The organism is Sporosalibacterium faouarense (assembly GCF_016765695.1).
In the GTDB taxonomy this organism is placed as follows: domain Bacteria; phylum Bacillota; class Clostridia; order Tissierellales; family VENL01; genus Sporosalibacterium; species Sporosalibacterium faouarense.
This window is the reverse complement of the sequence record NZ_JAETGO010000004.1, coordinates 41759-61019: the sequence shown is the minus strand read 5'-3', so window position 1 is coordinate 61019 and position 19261 is coordinate 41759. Positions and strand designations below refer to the sequence as shown.

Annotated in this window: 19 protein-coding genes; 2 read left to right on the top strand and 17 right to left on the bottom strand. The window is 31.1% G+C overall.

All coding sequences use genetic code 11. The features are described 5' to 3' along the window. Window positions 1-149 precede the first annotated feature (149 nt). The 8 genes from typA to JMO20_RS00595 form a co-directional block, all read right to left on the bottom strand. Window positions 150-1970, bottom strand: a complete 1821-nt coding sequence (gene typA, locus JMO20_RS00630; protein WP_202707209.1) for a translational GTPase TypA — start codon at window positions 1968-1970, stop codon at window positions 150-152. A gap of 367 nt (window positions 1971-2337) precedes the next feature. Next, window positions 2338-3270 (bottom strand): transketolase family protein, encoded by a 933-nt coding sequence (locus tag JMO20_RS00625; protein WP_202707208.1) that lies wholly within the window; start codon window positions 3268-3270, stop codon window positions 2338-2340. Further along, window positions 3263-4099 carry a transketolase gene (locus tag JMO20_RS00620; RefSeq protein ID WP_202707207.1) on the bottom strand — a complete coding sequence of 279 codons (837 nt, stop codon included), beginning with the start codon at window positions 4097-4099 and terminating at the stop codon, window positions 3263-3265. Before JMO20_RS00620 ends, JMO20_RS00625 begins: the two co-directional genes overlap by 8 nt. A gap of 165 nt (window positions 4100-4264) precedes the next feature. Beyond that, on the bottom strand, window positions 4265-5524 hold the full coding sequence (locus JMO20_RS00615; protein WP_202707206.1) for a PTS ascorbate transporter subunit IIC: 1260 nt from the start codon (window positions 5522-5524) through the stop codon (window positions 4265-4267). A 23-nt stretch (window positions 5525-5547) separates the two neighbouring features. Continuing rightward, complete coding sequence (locus JMO20_RS00610; protein ID WP_341533966.1) at window positions 5548-5829, bottom strand: PTS sugar transporter subunit IIB; 282 nt, start codon at window positions 5827-5829, stop codon at window positions 5548-5550. A gap of 35 nt (window positions 5830-5864) precedes the next feature. Continuing rightward, window positions 5865-7985, bottom strand: coding sequence for a PTS sugar transporter subunit IIA (locus JMO20_RS00605; protein WP_202707204.1), 2121 nt, complete (start codon window positions 7983-7985; stop codon window positions 5865-5867). A 241-nt stretch (window positions 7986-8226) separates the two neighbouring features. Further along, complete coding sequence (locus JMO20_RS00600; protein ID WP_202707203.1) at window positions 8227-9003, bottom strand: ATP-binding protein; 777 nt, start codon at window positions 9001-9003, stop codon at window positions 8227-8229. Window positions 9004-9108: 105 nt separating this feature from the next. Further along, on the bottom strand, window positions 9109-10896 hold the full coding sequence (locus JMO20_RS00595) for a MutS family DNA mismatch repair protein (protein WP_202707202.1): 1788 nt from the start codon (window positions 10894-10896) through the stop codon (window positions 9109-9111). Window positions 10897-11323: 427 nt separating this feature from the next. On the opposite strand from JMO20_RS00595, the gene JMO20_RS00590 reads away from it, so the two are divergent. Then, window positions 11324-11704, top strand: a complete 381-nt coding sequence (locus tag JMO20_RS00590; RefSeq protein ID WP_202707201.1) for a RidA family protein — start codon at window positions 11324-11326, stop codon at window positions 11702-11704. 79 nt (window positions 11705-11783) lie between these two features. On the opposite strand, the gene JMO20_RS00585 is transcribed toward JMO20_RS00590, so the two are convergent. The 4 genes from JMO20_RS00585 to JMO20_RS00570 form a co-directional block, all read right to left on the bottom strand. After that, window positions 11784-12350 (bottom strand): GNAT family N-acetyltransferase, encoded by a 567-nt coding sequence (locus tag JMO20_RS00585; RefSeq protein ID WP_202707200.1) that lies wholly within the window; start codon window positions 12348-12350, stop codon window positions 11784-11786. A 94-nt stretch (window positions 12351-12444) separates the two neighbouring features. After that, complete coding sequence (locus JMO20_RS00580) at window positions 12445-13641, bottom strand: MFS transporter (RefSeq protein ID WP_202707199.1); 1197 nt, start codon at window positions 13639-13641, stop codon at window positions 12445-12447. A gap of 147 nt (window positions 13642-13788) precedes the next feature. Then, window positions 13789-14544, bottom strand: a complete 756-nt coding sequence (locus tag JMO20_RS00575) for a hypothetical protein (protein WP_202707198.1) — start codon at window positions 14542-14544, stop codon at window positions 13789-13791. Between the two features lie 174 nt (window positions 14545-14718). Further along, window positions 14719-15570: a CsxC family protein gene (locus JMO20_RS00570; RefSeq protein ID WP_202707197.1), complete on the bottom strand. Its 852-nt coding sequence runs from the start codon at window positions 15568-15570 to the stop codon at window positions 14719-14721. 194 nt (window positions 15571-15764) lie between these two features. On the opposite strand from JMO20_RS00570, the gene JMO20_RS00565 reads away from it, so the two are divergent. Next, window positions 15765-16373 (top strand): TetR/AcrR family transcriptional regulator, encoded by a 609-nt coding sequence (locus JMO20_RS00565; RefSeq protein WP_202707196.1) that lies wholly within the window; start codon window positions 15765-15767, stop codon window positions 16371-16373. Between the two features lie 167 nt (window positions 16374-16540). On the opposite strand, the gene JMO20_RS00560 is transcribed toward JMO20_RS00565, so the two are convergent. The 5 genes from JMO20_RS00560 to JMO20_RS00540 all read right to left on the bottom strand — a co-directional run bounded on the left by JMO20_RS00560 (window position 16541) and on the right by JMO20_RS00540 (window position 18892). Beyond that, complete coding sequence (locus JMO20_RS00560; RefSeq protein WP_202707195.1) at window positions 16541-16870, bottom strand: tRNA-binding protein; 330 nt, start codon at window positions 16868-16870, stop codon at window positions 16541-16543. Between the two features lie 11 nt (window positions 16871-16881). Further along, complete coding sequence (locus tag JMO20_RS00555; protein WP_202707194.1) at window positions 16882-17178, bottom strand: hypothetical protein; 297 nt, start codon at window positions 17176-17178, stop codon at window positions 16882-16884. Between the two features lie 148 nt (window positions 17179-17326). Next, window positions 17327-17746 carry an NUDIX hydrolase gene (locus tag JMO20_RS00550; RefSeq protein WP_202707193.1) on the bottom strand — a complete coding sequence of 140 codons (420 nt, stop codon included), beginning with the start codon at window positions 17744-17746 and terminating at the stop codon, window positions 17327-17329. A 28-nt stretch (window positions 17747-17774) separates the two neighbouring features. Then, a complete protein-coding gene (locus JMO20_RS00545) occupies window positions 17775-18266 on the bottom strand; it encodes a peptide deformylase (protein ID WP_202707192.1) in 492 nt (163 codons plus the stop codon). Window positions 18267-18280: 14 nt separating this feature from the next. Then, window positions 18281-18892, bottom strand: coding sequence for a non-canonical purine NTP pyrophosphatase (locus tag JMO20_RS00540; protein ID WP_202707191.1), 612 nt, complete (start codon window positions 18890-18892; stop codon window positions 18281-18283). Window positions 18893-19261: the final 369 nt, after the last annotated feature.

The window sequence follows — 19261 nt, the reverse complement described above, 5'->3', positions numbered from 1 at the left end:
TCACCTTCGGTGTTCAGGACTTTCACCCTATAGACTGTGCCCATGCTGGGCACACCAAAAAAAGAGCTATGGATTTAACCATAACTCTTTATCATCAATATCTATCGATCATCTTTATTTCTCAGTTTGTAATTGTATATATTAACACTCTATCTATTAGCTCTCATCCTTGCTTGTTTATCTAAAATACTTTTTCTCAATCTTAAGTTCTTAGGAGTTATTTCTACAATCTCATCATTTTCTATAAACTCTAAGCAATCTTCTAGACTCATTTCAATTGGTGGTGTAAGTCTTAAGGCTTCGTCTTTTCCTGCTGCTCTTACATTTGAAACCTGTTTTTTCTTACAAACATTGATTTCCATATCTAATCCTTTAGGATTCATACCAACTACCATTCCTGAATACACCTCAGTATTAGGAGTTATAAATAAACTTCCTCTATCCTGAGCGTTATAAAGTCCATAAGTTGTGGCATTACCTTTTTCAAAAGCAATTAAAGAACCATAGGAACGTCTAGGTATTTCACCTTTAAATGGTTCATATCCATCAAATATAGAGTTCAATATTCCATTACCCTTAGTATCAGTCATAAACTCTGAACGGTATCCTATTAAACCTCTTGCTGGAATTGAAAATTCAAGACGAGTATATCCACCATTGGATTGACCCATATTCACCATTTCACCTTTACGTGTACCAAGCTTCTCTATTACTGCTCCCATGAACTCCTCTGGAACATCTATTGTAACTTTTTCCATAGGCTCATATTTCTTGCCATCAATATTTTTATAAAGTACTTCTGGCTTAGAAACTTGGAACTCATATCCTTCTCTTCTCATGTTTTCTATAAGTATAGATAAATGTAATTCTCCTCTGCCTGACACTTTAAATGAATCGGGAGACTCAGTTTCTTCTACCTTTAAGCTTACATCTGTATTTAACTCTTTAAACAATCTATCTCTAATCTGTCTTGAAGTTACATAGTCACCTTCACGTCCAGCTAAAGGACTTGTATTTACAGAGAACCTCATAGATAATGTTGGTTCAGATATCTGAACAAATGATAATGGCTCTGGATGTTCAGGGTCACAAATTGTATCTCCAATATGAATCCCTTCTACTCCTGTTACAGCAATAATGCTTCCTACCTTAGCTTCATCTACCTTAACTCTTTCCAATCCTTCAAATTCATATATATTAGTTATTTTAACTTTTTGAGTTTTTTCTGGATGGTGCTCATTTACTATAACTGTATTATCATTAACCTTTATACTTCCTCTTTCAACCTTACCAATTCCTATACGACCTACATATTCACTATAGTCAATAGTAGATATTAGAACTTGAAGTGGCTCTTCTTCATCTCCCTCAGGAGCTGGAATAAATTCTATAACAGTTTCAAATAGAGACTTCATGTTTTCATCCTGTTTCTCACTGTCAAGGGATGCAGTTCCTTCCTTAGCCGAAGCATAAACAAATGGGCAGTCTAATTGATCTTCCCCTGCTCCTAATTCAATAAATAAGTCTAATACTTCATCTACAACAGCTTCTGCCCTAGCCTCTGGTCTATCTATTTTATTTATACATACTATAACTGGTAAATTAAGCTCTAGTGTTCTTCTTAGAACAAATTTTGTTTGAGGCATTGGTCCTTCGAATGCATCTACTACTAGCACTACTCCATTAACCATTTTTAGAACGCGCTCGACTTCTCCACCGAAGTCAGCATGGCCCGGTGTATCTATAATATTTATCTTTGTATCATTATAGTGAACAGAAGTGTTTTTAGAAAGTATTGTAATTCCACGTTCTCTCTCTATGTCATTGGAATCCATTACTCTTTCTCTAACAACTTGATTCTCTCTAAAAGTACCACTTTGCCTTAAGAGCTGATCTACTAGTGTTGTTTTTCCATGATCAACATGGGCAATTATTGCTATATTACGGATATCGTTTCTCTTTGTTTTCATTTTTCTCCTACCTTTTTTATTATATTTGTTTATAATTACACTAATCGGTCTACTTTATAACTGGTTTTAGAATATATTATACTATAAATTGACTTCTTGCTATATATAAACTGTAAAAATTCGATTAACTTCTAGTAATTACGATAATACACACTATCCTTTATTCTAACACAATTAGAATAAAAAGCAATCAAAAAGGACTTAAGTTACAAAAACTTAAGCCCTTTTTGTTACAATTTATAAAAGATTTAATTTTATTATTTACAAAAAACAATTATAAGTTGGATTTTTACGAAAATTAAAGCTTCTATATTTAAGTATTTATCTACTCTTTCGTTACTTTATTGCTCTATTTAAAGTCTTATTTTCAATCTAGTATTTCAAATACTTTCTTAATAATGTGTTCCTTTGTCAACCCATACTTAGTATATAATTCCTCTGGCTTGCCTGATTCTCCAAAAGTATCATTAACAGCTATTCCTTTAACTATACAAGGATATTCACTCGAAACTACTTCACAAACTGCACTATATAATCCTCCATATAGGAAATGGTCCTCTGCAGTTACTATTCCTTTAGTTTTTTTTGCAGACTCTATAATCAATTCTCTGTCTATTGGCTTTATACTTGCCATAGAAATAACTCTAGAACTTATTCCTTCTCTCTCCAAAATACCAGCAGCCTCATTTATTGCTGATACCATGGACCCATGTCCTATAAGAGTTATATCCTTGCCTTCTCTTAAAATATATCCCTTTCCAATTTGAAATTTGTATTTAGAATCTAAGAGTTTAGGACATTCCTTTCTTCCTACCCTTACATATACTGGTCCTTCATGCTCTATCGCACTTTTCACTGCTTCTCTAGTCTCAATTTCATCAGATGGAGCTAATACTACCATATTAGGTAACTCCCTAGTCAATGCAATATCATCTAAACTCTGATGTATAGCACCATCCATACCAATACTTAAGCCTGGATGAGTGGATATAATTTTCACATTAGCATTAGAATATGCAATAGATTGCCGTATCTGATCATAGGTACGCCCCGGTGCAAAACAAGCAAAGGTACTAAACACTGGTACAAATCCTGCCCTAGATAACCCTGCTGCTATCCCTACCATATCCTGCTCAGCAATACCTACGTTTAAAAATCTATCTGGAAATTGCTTTGCAAATAATCCTGTTTTAGTTGATGAGGCTAAATCTGCTGTTAAAACAAAGACTCTTTCATTTTCTGACCCTAGCTCTAATAATATTTCACCATATGCATCTCTAGGTGCTTTCATGCTATTCATCTAGATGCACCTCCCTATTATCTAATTCATTAAGAGAAAGATTGTATTCTTCATCATCTAACTTCTTAGCATGCCAAGCAACTACATTTTCCATAAATGATACACCTTTTCCTTTCACAGTATTAGCAATAATAATATTAGATTTATTTTCTTGTATTTGATTAATTGCTTTGTGGATCTCTTCAAAATTATTACCATCTATCTCAATAACATTGTGGTTAAAACCTTGCAATACAGCCTTTAGATTATAATATCCCATAATATTTTCACAAGTGTCATCTAGTTGTATTTTATTATTATCAATTATTGTTATTAAGTTATCCATCTGAAGCTTTCCTTGTAGCATAATTCCTTCCCATATCTGCCCCTCTTGAATTTCCCCATCTCCAAGGATAACATAGACCTTATTATCTAGATTGGCCTTTTTGTATCCAAGAGCCACACCTATTCCATAGGATAATCCTTGACCTAAAGAACCAGTACTACATTCAACTCCTGGTGGTTCATCAATATGTGTATGTCCTTGAAGCCTAGAGTTTATCTTTCTATATGTCTTTAGTTCATCCAATGGAAAGAAACCTCTTCTAGCAAGAATACTATAATATGCTAAAGATGCATGACCTTTACTAAGTATTAATACATCTCTATTTTTCTTCAGTGGCATTTTAGGATCAATATCCATTCTACTGAAGTAAAGATAGGTCAATAGCTCGACCACTGAAAAAGATCCTCCTAGATGTCCTGATCCAACTAACTTTTGAACTTCTATACAGTCCCTTCTAACTGACAGAGCTACTTTTTTTAACTCTTTAATCTCATTACACTTCATCATACCCCTCCATTCTTATTTCATTTATATATATATGATATATACGTTTGCTTTCTCTCATTTCAGAATATACTCAAATAATAAGAATTTCTTTAGCTTACTATACACCTCTTTTATCTCTCCTCTATTTAAAAAGGGTAGATAAGAATCTACCCTTTAAGCTATTTAATGAACAAAAATTTTAATGATATTTCCTAGGATTATACCTACTACACCAAAATCGGCATCACTGAATGTTGTATTAGCAAATCCCAGGTCTCCTAATACTGGCATTAATAGTACTGGTAAGAATGTTATAAGTAATCCATGGGCAAATGCTCCTAAAAATGCTCCTCGCTTACCACCTGTAGCGTTACCGAATACCCCTGCAGTTGCTCCACAGAAGAAATGAGGAACAACACCTGGAAGAATTATTGTTGCTTTCATCCCTATAAGAACAAGCATACCAACTATTCCACCAAGAAAACTTGATAAAAATCCAATAAGGACAGCATTAGGTGCATAAGGGAATACTACTGGACAATCCAGTGCTGGCTTAGCATCGGGTACTATTTTTTCTGATATACCTTTAAATGCAGGAATTATTTCGGCTAATATTAACCTTACACCTGCTAGAATTATATAAACTCCACCGGCAAAGGTAATTGCTTGAATAATGGCAAAAATAATAAAGTTTTGACCATCACTTAACTCTTCAACAAATGTTTTTCCACTAGCTATAGCTACTACAATGTAGAAAAGTCCCATAACTATGGCAACTGCCACTGAGCTATCTCTTAAGAAACCTAAGCCCTTAGGGAACTTCATTTCTTCCGTTGACTTAGAGTTCTTACCTACTAATTTACCAACCCAAGCTGAAAGCACATACCCTACTGTTCCAAAGTGACCAAAGGCCACATCATCTGTTCCAGTGATTTTTTTCATCGTTGGATGGGCTATCGCTGGGAATAATGCCATTACAAGACCTAATAATATAGAACCTACGATAATTAATACAGTTCCTTCAAGTCCACCAACTACTAATATTACAGCTATCATACAAGCCATATAAAGTGTATGATGTCCTGTTAAGAATATATATTTTAACTTTGTAAATCTTGCAATTAAAATATTCGCTAACATACCAAAAGCCATAATAAGTGCTGTACTGGTTCCGAATTTTTCCAATGCCATTGCTACAACCGCTTCATTGTGAGGTACAACCCCTTGAACATTGAATGCCTCTTGGAACATAACTCCAAAATGTCCCAAAGCATCAACTGCTATAGCAGCACCTCCACTAAGAACTAAAAAACCTAATATTGTTTTTATAGTTCCTTTAAAAACATCTGATGATGGCTTCTTCTGAACTACTAGACCTATTAATGCGATTAAACCTACTAAAATTGCAGGCACACTAAGAATGTCAAGAATTAAATCTAACATTTAACACTCCCCCTTTATTATTTTTATATAAGTCCCTTTTTCCCTAAACCACTCTTTAGCTTATCCTTTAGTTCATCAAAGTCTATCATACTTTTTAGCGATATAACCTCTCCTCCTAATCCTATTAGCTGGTCAGCAATATCCCTAGTTCCCACATAAATATCCGCTTTTTCACTTTTTGCAGTGCTTAAATCTGTATGGCTTACTTCTGCCTCCACACCTAGCTCTTTAATAATCTTCCTTATGTTCATTTCAATCATAAAGCTACTACCTAGTCCACTACCACAAGCTACAAGTATTTTCACTGTATTTCCCCCTTTCCACATTTATTTCTGCATAATTATTCACTATTACTGGAATATTTTCTGATTATAGATAGTACTCTTTCTTTATCTTTACAGTTCATAATTGTTTCTAAATCCTCAGTGTTCATCAGGAGCTCCATCAATTGAGATAAGGCCTTTAAATGACTTTCATTATCCTGGGCTGCAAATGTAATAACTAGCTTTATGGGATCATTTTCTTTATGTCCAAAGTCCACCGGCTCCTTTAATGTAATTAAGCTCATACAAAGTTTATTGACACCGTTTTCAGGTCTAGCATGAGCCAGAACTATTCCAGGTCCTACCACCATATAAGGTCCCATTTCTTTAAAATTGTCATATATAGCTTCTCTATATGACTCTTCTATATATCCTTTTGCTATTAATAGATGAGTAGACTTATCAATTGCTTGCTTCCAGTCATTACAGGATACATTAAGATTGATTACATCTCTTTTCAATAAATCATTTAGCATATAAACCTTTCCCTTCTGATGTATTTCATGCTTACTAGCCTTCAATTCATACATAAACTCATATTCTAATTGTAATCTGTCTTTAATGTCACAGTATTTTTCAACTACTCTGAGTAATCTATTTATTAAAGTGTCATCATAATGATTGCTAAAGTTACTTTTAGATACTAAGGTGCTTTTTAGCTTCTCATAATCACCCTTGAGCAATAGGGGACTAATCTTAATAAATGTGTTGCCTTCAATCTCAGGTATATCAACAGTACTAATAATCAAATCATATTTGCTTTTTTCAATCTCTTTAATATTTCTACTAGATACTGTATCGACTATCTCAATATCAAATTCCTTTTCTAACTGAGAGGCAATCATATTGGAAGTTCCAATTCCTGTGCCACAAACTACAATTACTCTGGTTCTATTGACTTTGCTTTCACTAGCATACTCTAGAGCTGCTCCAAAATGTAATGTTATATAAGCTATTTCTTGATTACTAATTTTTGTACCAATGTATTTTTCTAGATTTCTAATAACTAATTTAGTATTTAGAAATAAATCTCTATAATTATTAATAATTTCATTATAGAGAGGATTAGAGAGTTTAAGATTGTATTTAATTCTATATATAGCTGGTCTCAAGTGTACTACCAATCCTATAATTATTTTGTTCTTATTTTCAAAAGACACATTATATATTTCTTCAATTCCCTCTGTCATCTTTTTCGCTACTTCATATAGATCGTCTTCCAGAACTCCGTTGTATTTAAGAGTTTTAGCTCCAAGCAAATGTATTGATATATAATATATTTCAACCTCTGGTACCTCTATCTTGTATTTTCCTTCAATTCTTTTAATAATCTCCTTAGCTACAAAATATTCCTTTGATTCCTCTAGTGATTCCTCATTCAAATCAGGCAAATATATATGCTTTTGCAATAATATCCTCTTAATCATAAGGGCTAAATGGGTTAAAAGATTACTGTAGGCTCTATCACTAAATTCCCTTTTTAGCTGAATTTCTGAATATAGAATTAAATCATTTAAAAAATTAATATCTATTTCTGAAAAAAGTACATCGAATTGTAGACTATTAATTTTGTTCTGGGCCATTTTCTGATTTATATAGCTATATATATCTTCTATAGAAATGCTTTCACTTGTCACTTCTATAATAGCCTTTCTTTTGTTTATTTCCTCTCCATCTATAAAGATTCCAACTCTAGGTTTTCTAATTAACTCTAGTCCTCTGTTTTTTAGCCACATCTCTATTAAATCTAATTCCTTCAACACTGTATTTCTTGATATGTATAAAAGCTTTTCAAAATAACTTATACTTAAGGGATCACTAGACTGTAATAATTTAACTATCATCACTTTAAATCTCTCATCCTTTGAATAAAAATATCTATAAGGAGTTTTCGAATTAATAAACTTATCTATAAATTCCTCTATCCTTTTAGATTTAGATAGCTTTACACCTTTTTTATGTTCCTTTTGTAAGTAGTGAAAGCCATTCTTGACTAAAAATTCCTCTATCTTATCTAAGTCATATCTTATTGTCCTGTTAGTCACCTTATATTCTTTAGCAAGGTCTTCTACCTTAATAAAATCTTTACGTCTTCTTAGCTTTTGAAGTATATCAATTTTTCTTTGATTTAACTCCACATCTACCATCCTTATCTTTTTAGTTTTTTAATACCATAATTAGGAAATTATGAACTATTTTTTTAGCTTGTATTAAAAAATGTATTCTCCAATTTTTATCTTTATTACATTTATATAAGTTATTTATCCATTTCATGTATGTTTCTATGGCATATTTCTTCTAATTGATTCGGAAAAAAGTCAACTAATAAATGGCATAAAAAAAGACCCAAGGCTTTCCTTGAGTCGATTTGCTATAATACTATTCTCTTTCTCCATTTATTTTTATCTTAACTTTCTCAACATTTATATCTTTTCCAGATCTCTTTACCGCTTCATCTACTGCCATTACTATTCCACTACAACATGGAACTTCCATATGGGCAACGGTGACATTTTTTATATCATTTATTTTAAGCATATTAGTTAGTTTTTCAATATAAAATTGTACATCATCTAGCTTTGGACACCCTATAACTACTGATTTACCTTTAAGTAAATCTAAATGATAGTTAGGATAAGCAAATGGTACACAATCGGCAGTTACAAGTAAGTCTCTACCATCTAAATATGGTGCTGACTCTGGTACAAGTTTTAATTGCACTGGCCATTGATTTAGTTGAGGTTTAATTTTTACCTCTATGTCTTCCGATGATACTGTTGATCCTTGCTTATTGCTAGTTCTATTTATAGACATTGCTCTACTACCTGGGCATCCTCCGTTATGTCCACCATGTCCATGACCGCCATGACCCATTTTTTGTACGCCTGTATTAGCTGGTTGAGCCTTTTTCTTTGTAGAACTTAAATGTTTATCAACAGCCTCTTCATCAAATTCATCTGCTTCCCTTCTGATAACCTCAATAGCATCCTGAGGGCAATGTCCTATACAGTTTCCAATTCCATCACAAAGATTATCTGCAATTAGTTTAGCCTTTCCGTCTACTATCTTAATAGCCCCTTCTGCACAACCTGGTACACATAATCCGCATCCGTTACATTTTTCTTCATTTATTTTAACAATTTCTCTTATCGCCATTTCTTAGCACCCCTTTAATATTTATTGTTATCTTTATTATAAGGGGATATTGAGTTTATTAATGTGATATATACCATAAAATAAAGTGAGATATATCACATTATGCTAACTTCCAAATCTCTCCATATTATGAGCAACCTTTTCTTTAGCTTTTGCTACTATTTCTTCAGGATATCCTAAATAATCTAAAAGTTTTATAGCATTTGAGGTAACTGCTATACCTTCTTTTATACTATAGTCAAAGTCTAAACCTTCTTTGGTAACATTATCATTAAAATAATAGCATTTGTAATCATTATATAGTCTCTTTGCCAAATCCAAATCATGGGTAGCCACTATTACTAAAACATTTCTCTTAATCATGTATCTAAGGATTTCTTCTGATGCATTTACCCGCTCCATGGAATTAGTTCCTGAAAGCATTTCATCCACAATACATAGAGTTGGATACTCTCTATTTGATAATTCTATCATTCTACGTATTCGTTCAGATTCAGTGAAATAGAAGCTTTTACCCTTAGTCAAATCATCGGTTTGGCTTATAGATGTTAATATATTATATAACTTTCCTCTATATTTAGATGCTAAGCATGTACATATGGTTTGGGCAAATACTACATTTACTCCTACAGTCCTTAAAAAGGTTGATTTGCCAGCCATATTTGATCCGGTTATCAAAATGCCTTTCTGGTTTATATCTATAGAGTTTGCTACTGGCTTTTCTATTAAAGGATTAACACCCTCTTCTATATGCAATACTTTATTATCATTAAATTCTGGCTCACAATAGTTTTCAATATCAGTCCTATAGGATGCAATTGATTGAAGGGCATCTATTTCTCCCAAGGTTAAATATATATTCCTTATCTCATTAATATTCTTATTTATATCACTAATGGCAGCATTAAAGCTATTGACTTCTAACAGGAAGAATATTTTAAAATATTCATACATTATATCAGTGATATCATTATAAAGCTGTTTCTTTAGAAAAATTGTCTTTTTTAATATCTTCTTTGTCTTATTTGTACATTCTTTAAGTATATCTACATGTTCAACTAACTCATCAGATTTTATTTTACTCATATCTATTCCAGAGTTAATAATAGCATTTATATAGCTTATAGTAGGAATCTTATGGGAGTATCTACGACTCATATAATTGTGTACAAAAAGATTGATTAAATAGACAGGTAATATTAAAATAGCTCCTTTAATCCCAGTAAAGAATATTTGCCCTATAGCTGCTATAGCTAAAATTGACATTAAGAGAAATATATATCTAAATTTACTAGGCTTCGGCACTTCTTCCCAAAGGAAATCAGTAGCATTAAATGATGAATCAATTCCTAAATTCATAAGAATCAATTGAGTTCTGATTCTTAAACTTTCATTTTCTTGAAATTTATTTATTTGTTTTGCTCTAGCATTTAGTTTGTCAGCATCAAATAATGGTTTTCTTAGCATTTTATATAAAACCTCTCTCCCTGGTGTAGAATGGGTTCGATTAAGCTTATAAAATATATTATCCATATTTAAGTCATGCCAAGTCTGATCATCAAGAAATCCTTCATTGCCTTTATTGCTTAAATGATTATATAGTGTGGAGGCCTTTTTCTTTTTATTTTGTTTTTGTGACTTCCCCCATTGCTCCTTTAGATACATAACTCTTTGAAGAGTTTTATAGTGTTTATTAGCTTTGAAAAACAAAAATAATCCTGGTATAATCAATACATTCCCTAAGTAGTAGCTTTCATTAACCTTCATACCTAAATTAACAAAAATAAAGAATATTAAACCTGTAATTGCCAATATCGTGTAAGAAATAATTTGATGCTTTTTAACTGTATTTTCGTTTATATCATTTATGTTCTCATCTATTCTTTTCTTCAAAATGTCACCTCAATCTCCCTTTTTTATATATTCTAAATTATACCACTTTTTTTCATTTTTTTAATCGTTATGAGCTTCCTATTTAAAACTTTAACTATAAAATATCAAAGGCACAATTCTTGAAAACAGGAAAAGTTCTAGTATAAAATACTAGAAGCCACCTCTTCTGCGCAGGCAAGTGATGAGCAGTTCACTCTATTATTAAAATAGTATGCCTTGTTTTCTTATAAATAAATACATTTCCTGCTAAATATACATTTAAAGTACTAGACCGTCATTAACTTAACATTAGATATATCTAAATTAATAGCTGATAATAGGATTTTTCCATCTTTAATTTTCAAATTAGTTTTACTCGCCATAAAAATAGTGGTAAAATATTCTTGAATAAATAAATTATGTTGAACTATTAACTGGAGGGATAAATATGGAAAAGGTAGTAATTTCAACTGAAAAAGCACCAAAGGCTATAGGTCCTTACTCACAAGGTATGAAGGCTGGAAACATGATATATACATCTGGTCAGTTAGCTATTAATCCTGAAACTGGAAAGCTTGTTCAAGATGATATTAAAAGTGAAGCTAGAATGTCTTTAACAAACTTGAAGGAAGTATTAGCTGAAGGTGGTGCTTCATTAACAGATGTAGTTAAGGTTAATATATACATAAAAGATATGAATCAATTCGGGGATATTAATGAAGTTTACGGAGAATTCTTCAATGAGCATAAACCAGCTAGAGCTTGCGTTGAGGTAGCAAGATTACCACTAGATGGAAATGTTGAGATTGAAGCTGTAGCAATAATATAAGAATAGCTTCTAAAGGATTTTTGAAAGTATAATCAATTCTATTGAGTATAAGAAAATGGAGCAAATGGTTTTTACCCATTTACTCCATTTTTTCATTTAATATTACCATATGAATATGGTCTTCCCATTCACCATTAATCTTCAAGTAATTTTTAGCTAATCCTTCATTTTGAAGCCCAAGCTTTTCTGCAACTCTTAAAGATGCCTTATTCTTAGGCATTATATTTGCTTCTATTCTATGTAGATTAAGCTCATTAAAACCGATTTCTATGGCCTTTCCAATTGCCTCTGTAGCATATCCTTTATTAATAGCATCCTTATCCATAGCATAGCCTAGAAAACATGATTGAAAAGCTCCCCTTATGATATTAGTAAGGCTAACCATCCCCATAATATCTTCAAATTTAGTATCATTTTTATCAAATATCCATAATCTTATGCTCTCTTTTCTTCTCATAGAATTTAATTCCCATGATAATATGTCCCTTCTATTTTCAAGCTTATAAAATTCTTCATCTCTTAAGGGTTCCCAGGGTTTAAAAAACTCTCTATTCCTTTCATAAAAATTCAAAACAGCTTGTGCTTCTTTAAATGAATTTGTAAAGGTTTTAAGAATTAACCTATCAGTCCCATATATTTTTCTCACATATTTCACCACCTTTTTGTTTTTAAAAATTGAATATTTACAAATTAAATATATTTTTACAAGATTTCATCTGGGCTTTGATTTACTCACATAATTAATTCGTAATTTTAATAGTATTTTTTTTCATATTATAAACCAAGGCAAATGATGATAATAAAATAGCTAGCAAGCTAAACAATAGGAAGATATACCTTATTCCAATAAACCTGTAGAGTATTGGCGAAAGAGAAATACCAATCATGGCAGTTAAAGTCAATATCATTTTATATAATGCAAATATCCTTCCTATATATTGATTAGATATGTCCTTTTGAATTATTGTTGTAGAGTATATTCCTTGGATACTTTTAAACAATCCAGCTATTATAAGAATGATGAAGGAAATATAAATATTATGTGTGCTACTCCATACTATGTAAGTAAATGCCACAACTAATGATGCTACTATGAATATATTAATTTCTTTTTTCTTTATGAATTTTACTATCAAAGGAGATACTAAACCTCCTATCGCAAGGGCATAGCCAAAGTATATAATTCCATCAGCTCCAAGTCCTAAATTAATATCTGATACTGCTACCTTCATTACCTCATACATCATACCTAATAGAGAGAAGCTGCTCATCACTATAAATATAAGAATTACTGAACCATAAGATTTAATTAATTTAAAACCTTTAAATCCAGAAGCTAGAATATTGCTTTTGTTTGATCCAATAGTATTTTGTGGAATATACTTTATTAAAGTAAATGCTAGACCAGCTATTAGAAAAGTTAGTGAATTAATTATAAAAATACTTGTTGTACCATATGATTTGTATAAAAGACCAGCTAGAGCAGGTGATATGAATATCGCTATTTTCCCTAAAACTGAAAATATTGAATTTACTTCGGCTAATTCTTCTTTTTTAACTAACTCAGGTAATATAGAGTTTTCTGAACATATGTCTATATCATTTAAAGATTGTAATAAAAATGCAACCACATATCCTATCCACAGACTCCCTTTATTCATTAAAACTAGAGACAAAGCTACAGGAACACTAATAATATTTGTAACTATTATAATATACTTTCTGTTGAAATTATCTGCCAAAATACCAGATAAATATTGAATAGGAATTCTTAAAACTCCCCTTGCCAAAAACATTATTGCAACTGGAGTTATAGATTGAGATGCTGTGTACAATGTTATAGTTAAAGCTAAATTATACATCATGTCACCAATGTTAGATATAAATCCCCCTATGAACAACATTATGATATTCTTGTCTCTGATGCCTTTTTTCAATAAAACCCCTCCCTAAAAGATAGTGTTTCTATTATATAGGAAGGATTCTTGAAACATAAGACTTTTTTTCAAATTTTTAGTATGATATAATGTAAGTATAAGGAAGGTAATGTTCTCATCTGAGTTCAGTACCTTCCTTATTTAATTTTAAGTATCATTTTTATCAATTTCTTTCCTAGAAGCTTCATCTCCACTTATAGCTACATTCTTATCTTGTACTATCCTCATAGTTATTTCAACAACCATTTCGCTTCTAATTTCTGTCAATTCTAATATTCCAAGGGGTTTGCTAATATTATGAATCTTTTTATTTTTTATCAATTCATTATTACTTACTATGTCAGATTTTATTATTTCACAATATGGTGATTTATTAAAGTATATATTTGATATTTTACTCCTTGTTTTTGAATCCGATTCTAGAAAACTATCATCTATATAATAATTTCTTCCACCTTTAGAATTACTATAATAGTTTGTTTCCACTTCGCTAGATTCAACTATAGGTAAAGGTTTATCCCCATTAAAAATAATATCAGCGACACATTCAAAAGGAATATTAATCTTATATTGCTTTCTCGTTTGAGTATCCCCTATTACTCCAGAAGGTAGAAAAGTATAGTATGATATCTTTTTATTTATAATACCATCAATAAAAACAATATTGGTATTAGGCATTAAAATGCTTTTAGTTATCTTCAAATTATTAGAAATATCTTTAATTTTACTTGTTCCATCAGGCATCATAACATATGAACTTAAACTAATAAATAATATGAATTTAGCTAAAACAACTGGTACTTCAACTATTATATCATCTAGATAAGCATCTATGCTCTCTATAGTGCTTACACAATCGCCTAAAATTTTACTGCTAACCTTAGGTTCTTTTTTATATTTCATTGATTTACTATGCTCCTTCAATTCTATTATCAACTCCTTCACCATTAGTACATAAAAATACAGTAATATAATATATTTTATGCTAATATTAGTACTTTAGTTCATCTCATAAAATAAGTTAATATAATTAAAAACATCCGTCTAAGCAGACAGATGTTCTTAAAAACTATATCTTTAACAATCTTCACAAGGCCTTACAATTCCCCCTATAGAACCAATTGCAACTTGACGATTTTGAAGAAGTTTAAGGGTTAAGAATACTACCATTTTTTCTTCTATTTCTTCAAATTCTTTTTCTTCAAATGGTGCATGTGGTTTATATATTGGAGTTCTATTCAAGTACTCATCAAATTCAACTATTCTTGAACTAATTAACTCACAGAAAGGAAGCTCATTAAGATTTTCAGTACTCATTTGATTATATTCTGATAAATCTCCAGCTAATAGCTTATCTTTTTCTGCAAATTCTCTTGGTAATTCTTGTCTTCTAAAATATTCAAATTCTGATTGAGTATTAGTTACTACAGGTGCTGGAGTGGTTCCATTAAATGCAACTATAGTAGTACATTGGAAAGGTACATCTACAGTACAATGATGGATGTCGCCACATATAGCCTTTTTATTTGAGCAATCTCTAGTTGAGTAATCAATGTTCTTTCTTATAAATCCTTTTATAAATAGCACATTGGTGTTTTGAAGTAATAAGCATTGAGTTATTTTTACTCTTTTCTTAATATTCTTTATCTCTATAGCGGGTTCAGGTAATTCAATTTTTGAATTTATAGCAATTCTTACTGTGAACTCTGATAAAACTACTGGTATTTTAGCCACTACTCCGCTAGTTATTGGCGTAATATCTGTTGAAATGTTATCACAGGATTCTACTGTTCCACCGTGTACATCTGCACAATAATCTCTATGATTTAAAATATTATTGTTGCTTTCACTATTTGCATTTGCTTTACTTTGAACATTATTTAGAGAAACCTCTACATTAGAAACTGAAGCTTTCCCATTTTTAGCCATATATTTTCAACTCCCCCATTTATTAATATTAGTTGAATTAGATCTGTTGTCCAAATCCTAGTACATACTATGCCCCGACACAAGTTTGGTTACATATTTTATAGATTTTATTTATTAATTGACAAATTAATTTTATGGGTATAAAATGTGAATGTGTTCATAATAAATAAATTCACTTTTTAGGGGGTATTATTATGGGACTACGTAGTAAGAAAAAAGAGTTAACTAGAAAAAAAATTCTTGAAGCTTCAAAGGAATTATTTAAGGAAAATGGTTATGAAGAGTGTACTACCGAAGAAATTGCACAAAGGGCAGAAATTGGTGTAGGTACCGTATACAATTATTATAATTCAAAATCAGATATATTTATCGCTGCCATGAAGGAAGAATTTGACATTAATAATGATATGCAATTTGATGAAATGATAGATTTAAATAAGGGTGTTTCTAATGCTGTATATAATATTATCTATAAGTATGTAAAGAAACTGGATTTGTTTAGTAAAAAGATTATGCGTGAGCTTTTATTGGCATCCCTTAATAGCTTTAAGTCAAATCCTAATTTCCTACATAAGCTGGTAAGTCTTGATTATAAAATTATGCTTAAGTTAAAAGATTTATTGAATGACTTAAAAGATAAAAGGGTTTTAGATGAAGATTTTGATACTAAAGAGGCTATTGAATTAATCTATAGTGCCTTATTCTTTGAGTATGCTTTATATATATATTCTGAAGATGTTGCCTTTGACGAATGCTGTGAAGGTATAAAACGAAAAATTAATTTTATATTTGGTGACAAATGAAAAAAAGACTAATTAATAAATATCGCATACTATGATACTGCAATATGAAGTAATTATTTATATGAATCTCTAATATAACTTCAAATCAATAACTACACCACAATAAAGAAACTATCCATATTAAAAATATATGGACAGTTTTTTTATTCATAAATCCTATTCTACTTTTACCCAAGCTTATCTCCCTTATCAGCTTCTTTGTCAGAAGTTATAAGTATTACACCATCCTTTGAATATGTTCCCAAAACTAACACTTCAGACTGAAATCCTGCTATGTTTCTTGGTGGAAAATTTACTATTCCTAAAACTTTTTTTCCTACTAGCTCTTCTTTGGAATACAAATCAGTTATTTGTGCACTGGACCTTTTAATACCTATTTCTTCACCAAAATCAACTTTTAATTTATAACTTGGATTTCTTGCCTTGGGGAAATCTTCAACCTCTATTATCTCTCCAACCCTAATATCTAACTTACTAAAATCATCTATAGTTGCCATTGTTCCACTCCTTAGTCTCTAGATTTTCTTTTCTTTCTACTTAATGAAATTCCTCCGAAACCACTTATTATTGCAATATAAAATCCAAAGTCATACCACCAGCCAGTATTAATTGGCTCATATATTTGTATATCATGATTAAATAGAGAAATAATTAATGATATAGGCGCAATCCATCCGTGCCATACACCAGATAAAAAGTTTGCTGGATCATTTGCACTATAGCTATCATCCCCTGGAATACACCCAGTTAAAAGTATGCCCGCCAATACACTAATTAATAATACCATTACAATCCTTTTTTTCATAATGCTCTGCCTCCTTACTAAATATAATTATTCAATTTAATACCCTAATATCTTATAAACATTCTTTACATATTAATTTGATCTCTTCACCATTATATTAGTTATATTTCAGCTAAATGTATTGAAGTAATCTATCTAGTTACTTTATTTATATAACCTGAATAACACGTTTAGCAAGCTTAGGCTGTATTTCTGGGTAAGTTAAGTCACCTGTAATTGTGTCTGTGAGTTTTATTTCACATATCTCACTATCTGGTAATTTTCCGATTTCGAATATTTTAGCATAAAATAGCTTACCGTAGCTTTCTTCTCCTCCATCTCTTGATACTGAATATATACATATTGGCACTATTTCAAAGTCAAGGGCCCCGGTTTCTTCCTTAAGCTCTCTTGCTGCTGCTTCTTTTGATTTCTCATTTTTCTCGATATGTCCACCAGGAATTTCCCAAGTATTCCTTTCTCTATGTCGTACCATAATCCATTGTTGATTGTATTTTGCCATAATAACTGCAAACTTCAATTTGCCTTCCCTTACGGTATCATCATCGTAAAACTTAACTTCTATCATTTTCTAACGCCCCTTTACTAGCCTTCATCTATTCTTCATGGTTTTTTATTGCAAAAGATTTATCGTTAATAGCCCTAGCCACTGCTAAAATACCATCAAGGTGATCATATTCATGCTGTAATAGCTCTGCCAAATCTCCTTCTAACTCCATGGCCTTCTTGTTCCATTCCAAATCCCTATATTCTATTCGAGCTTTCTTATATCTTTTTACCTTTACAATAAGCTGAGGAAAGCTCATGCAATCGTCCCACAATTCAATAGTATCGTCATCCTCAAAAATCATTTTAGGATTAATAAAAACCTCTGGATTCTCTATATTCATATATATTACTCTTTTCATTTCACCTATTTGTGGCGCAGCTATTGCTCTACCTACACCATATTTTCTTCTAAATTCCATCATGGTGTCATGTAAGTTTTGGACTATTCTTTTTATATTATCTAGCTCTTCTCTATGTACTTCTTCCGATACCTTATACAATTGAGGATTTCCTAGTAATAATATTTTCTTAATTGACATCATATTCCCCCTTTTTAAATCTCTTCTGAAACTTTCTTAAACATATTAAATATCTCTTTGTCAGTCTTTTCTTGTAGCTTTGTTCTCTCTTCCTCAGTTATTTCAGATACATATTTATTAAATGTTTTATCTATGGCTAAACTGCTCAAGGGTAATCCTTTCTTTTTTATTGGACTGGGTCTGTCAATAAAAAGTCTTTCTTCAATTACTTCATGCTTAATAGTTCTGTCTTCGTCTAAAACAAAAGTAATTGATGATATCCACTTCCCTTCGCTTTTCCCTCCTACTTTTATTAACTCATCTCTATAGTACTCAAACATTTCTTCATCAGTTGCTTTTTTACCATTTATTCTTCTTACAAATATTCCTGGCTGCTTGTCCTCTGAAAATTTATCTATATAAAGCCCTGAGTCTATAGATACAGTTGGAATTTTACTTTCTTTATAGTATGTCAAAGCTTTTTGATAAGCGTTTTCGTGTACATCATTACCATCTTCATCAGCCTCGATTTCAATATCTAAATCCTTTAAACTAATAATTTTAAGGGGTAATTCTCTAACTATATTGCGTATTCTGTTAAGCTTAGATGGATTGGTTGTCCCAAAAAGTATCTTCTTTTTCATCATTATATCTCCTCCATATTGGCTTGTATAGTTCTAATTTTATCACAAGTGTAATAGAATTTTGACTATTGCTACCAATTTTATGCAATTTATTATATATAGATTAGATACTTATTATTCTACTATTAATGAAGTATATAGAAAAGCTACAGATAAAGTAACTGAAATGGCAAAACATAAGTCTTAGGGAATTTGGAATTTAATACGAAGTTTAAGGGAAAGAATTAATGAAAAAGAGAATAGAGAATTTGAGTTAGATAAGAAAGTAAAGTTAATTGGAGACAAAGAAACAAAAGTACCGCTTGAAGAAACGGATGAATTGTGGATTAATGCAAGGTAAAGATAGAAAATCTAAGAAGAGAAATAAAAAGG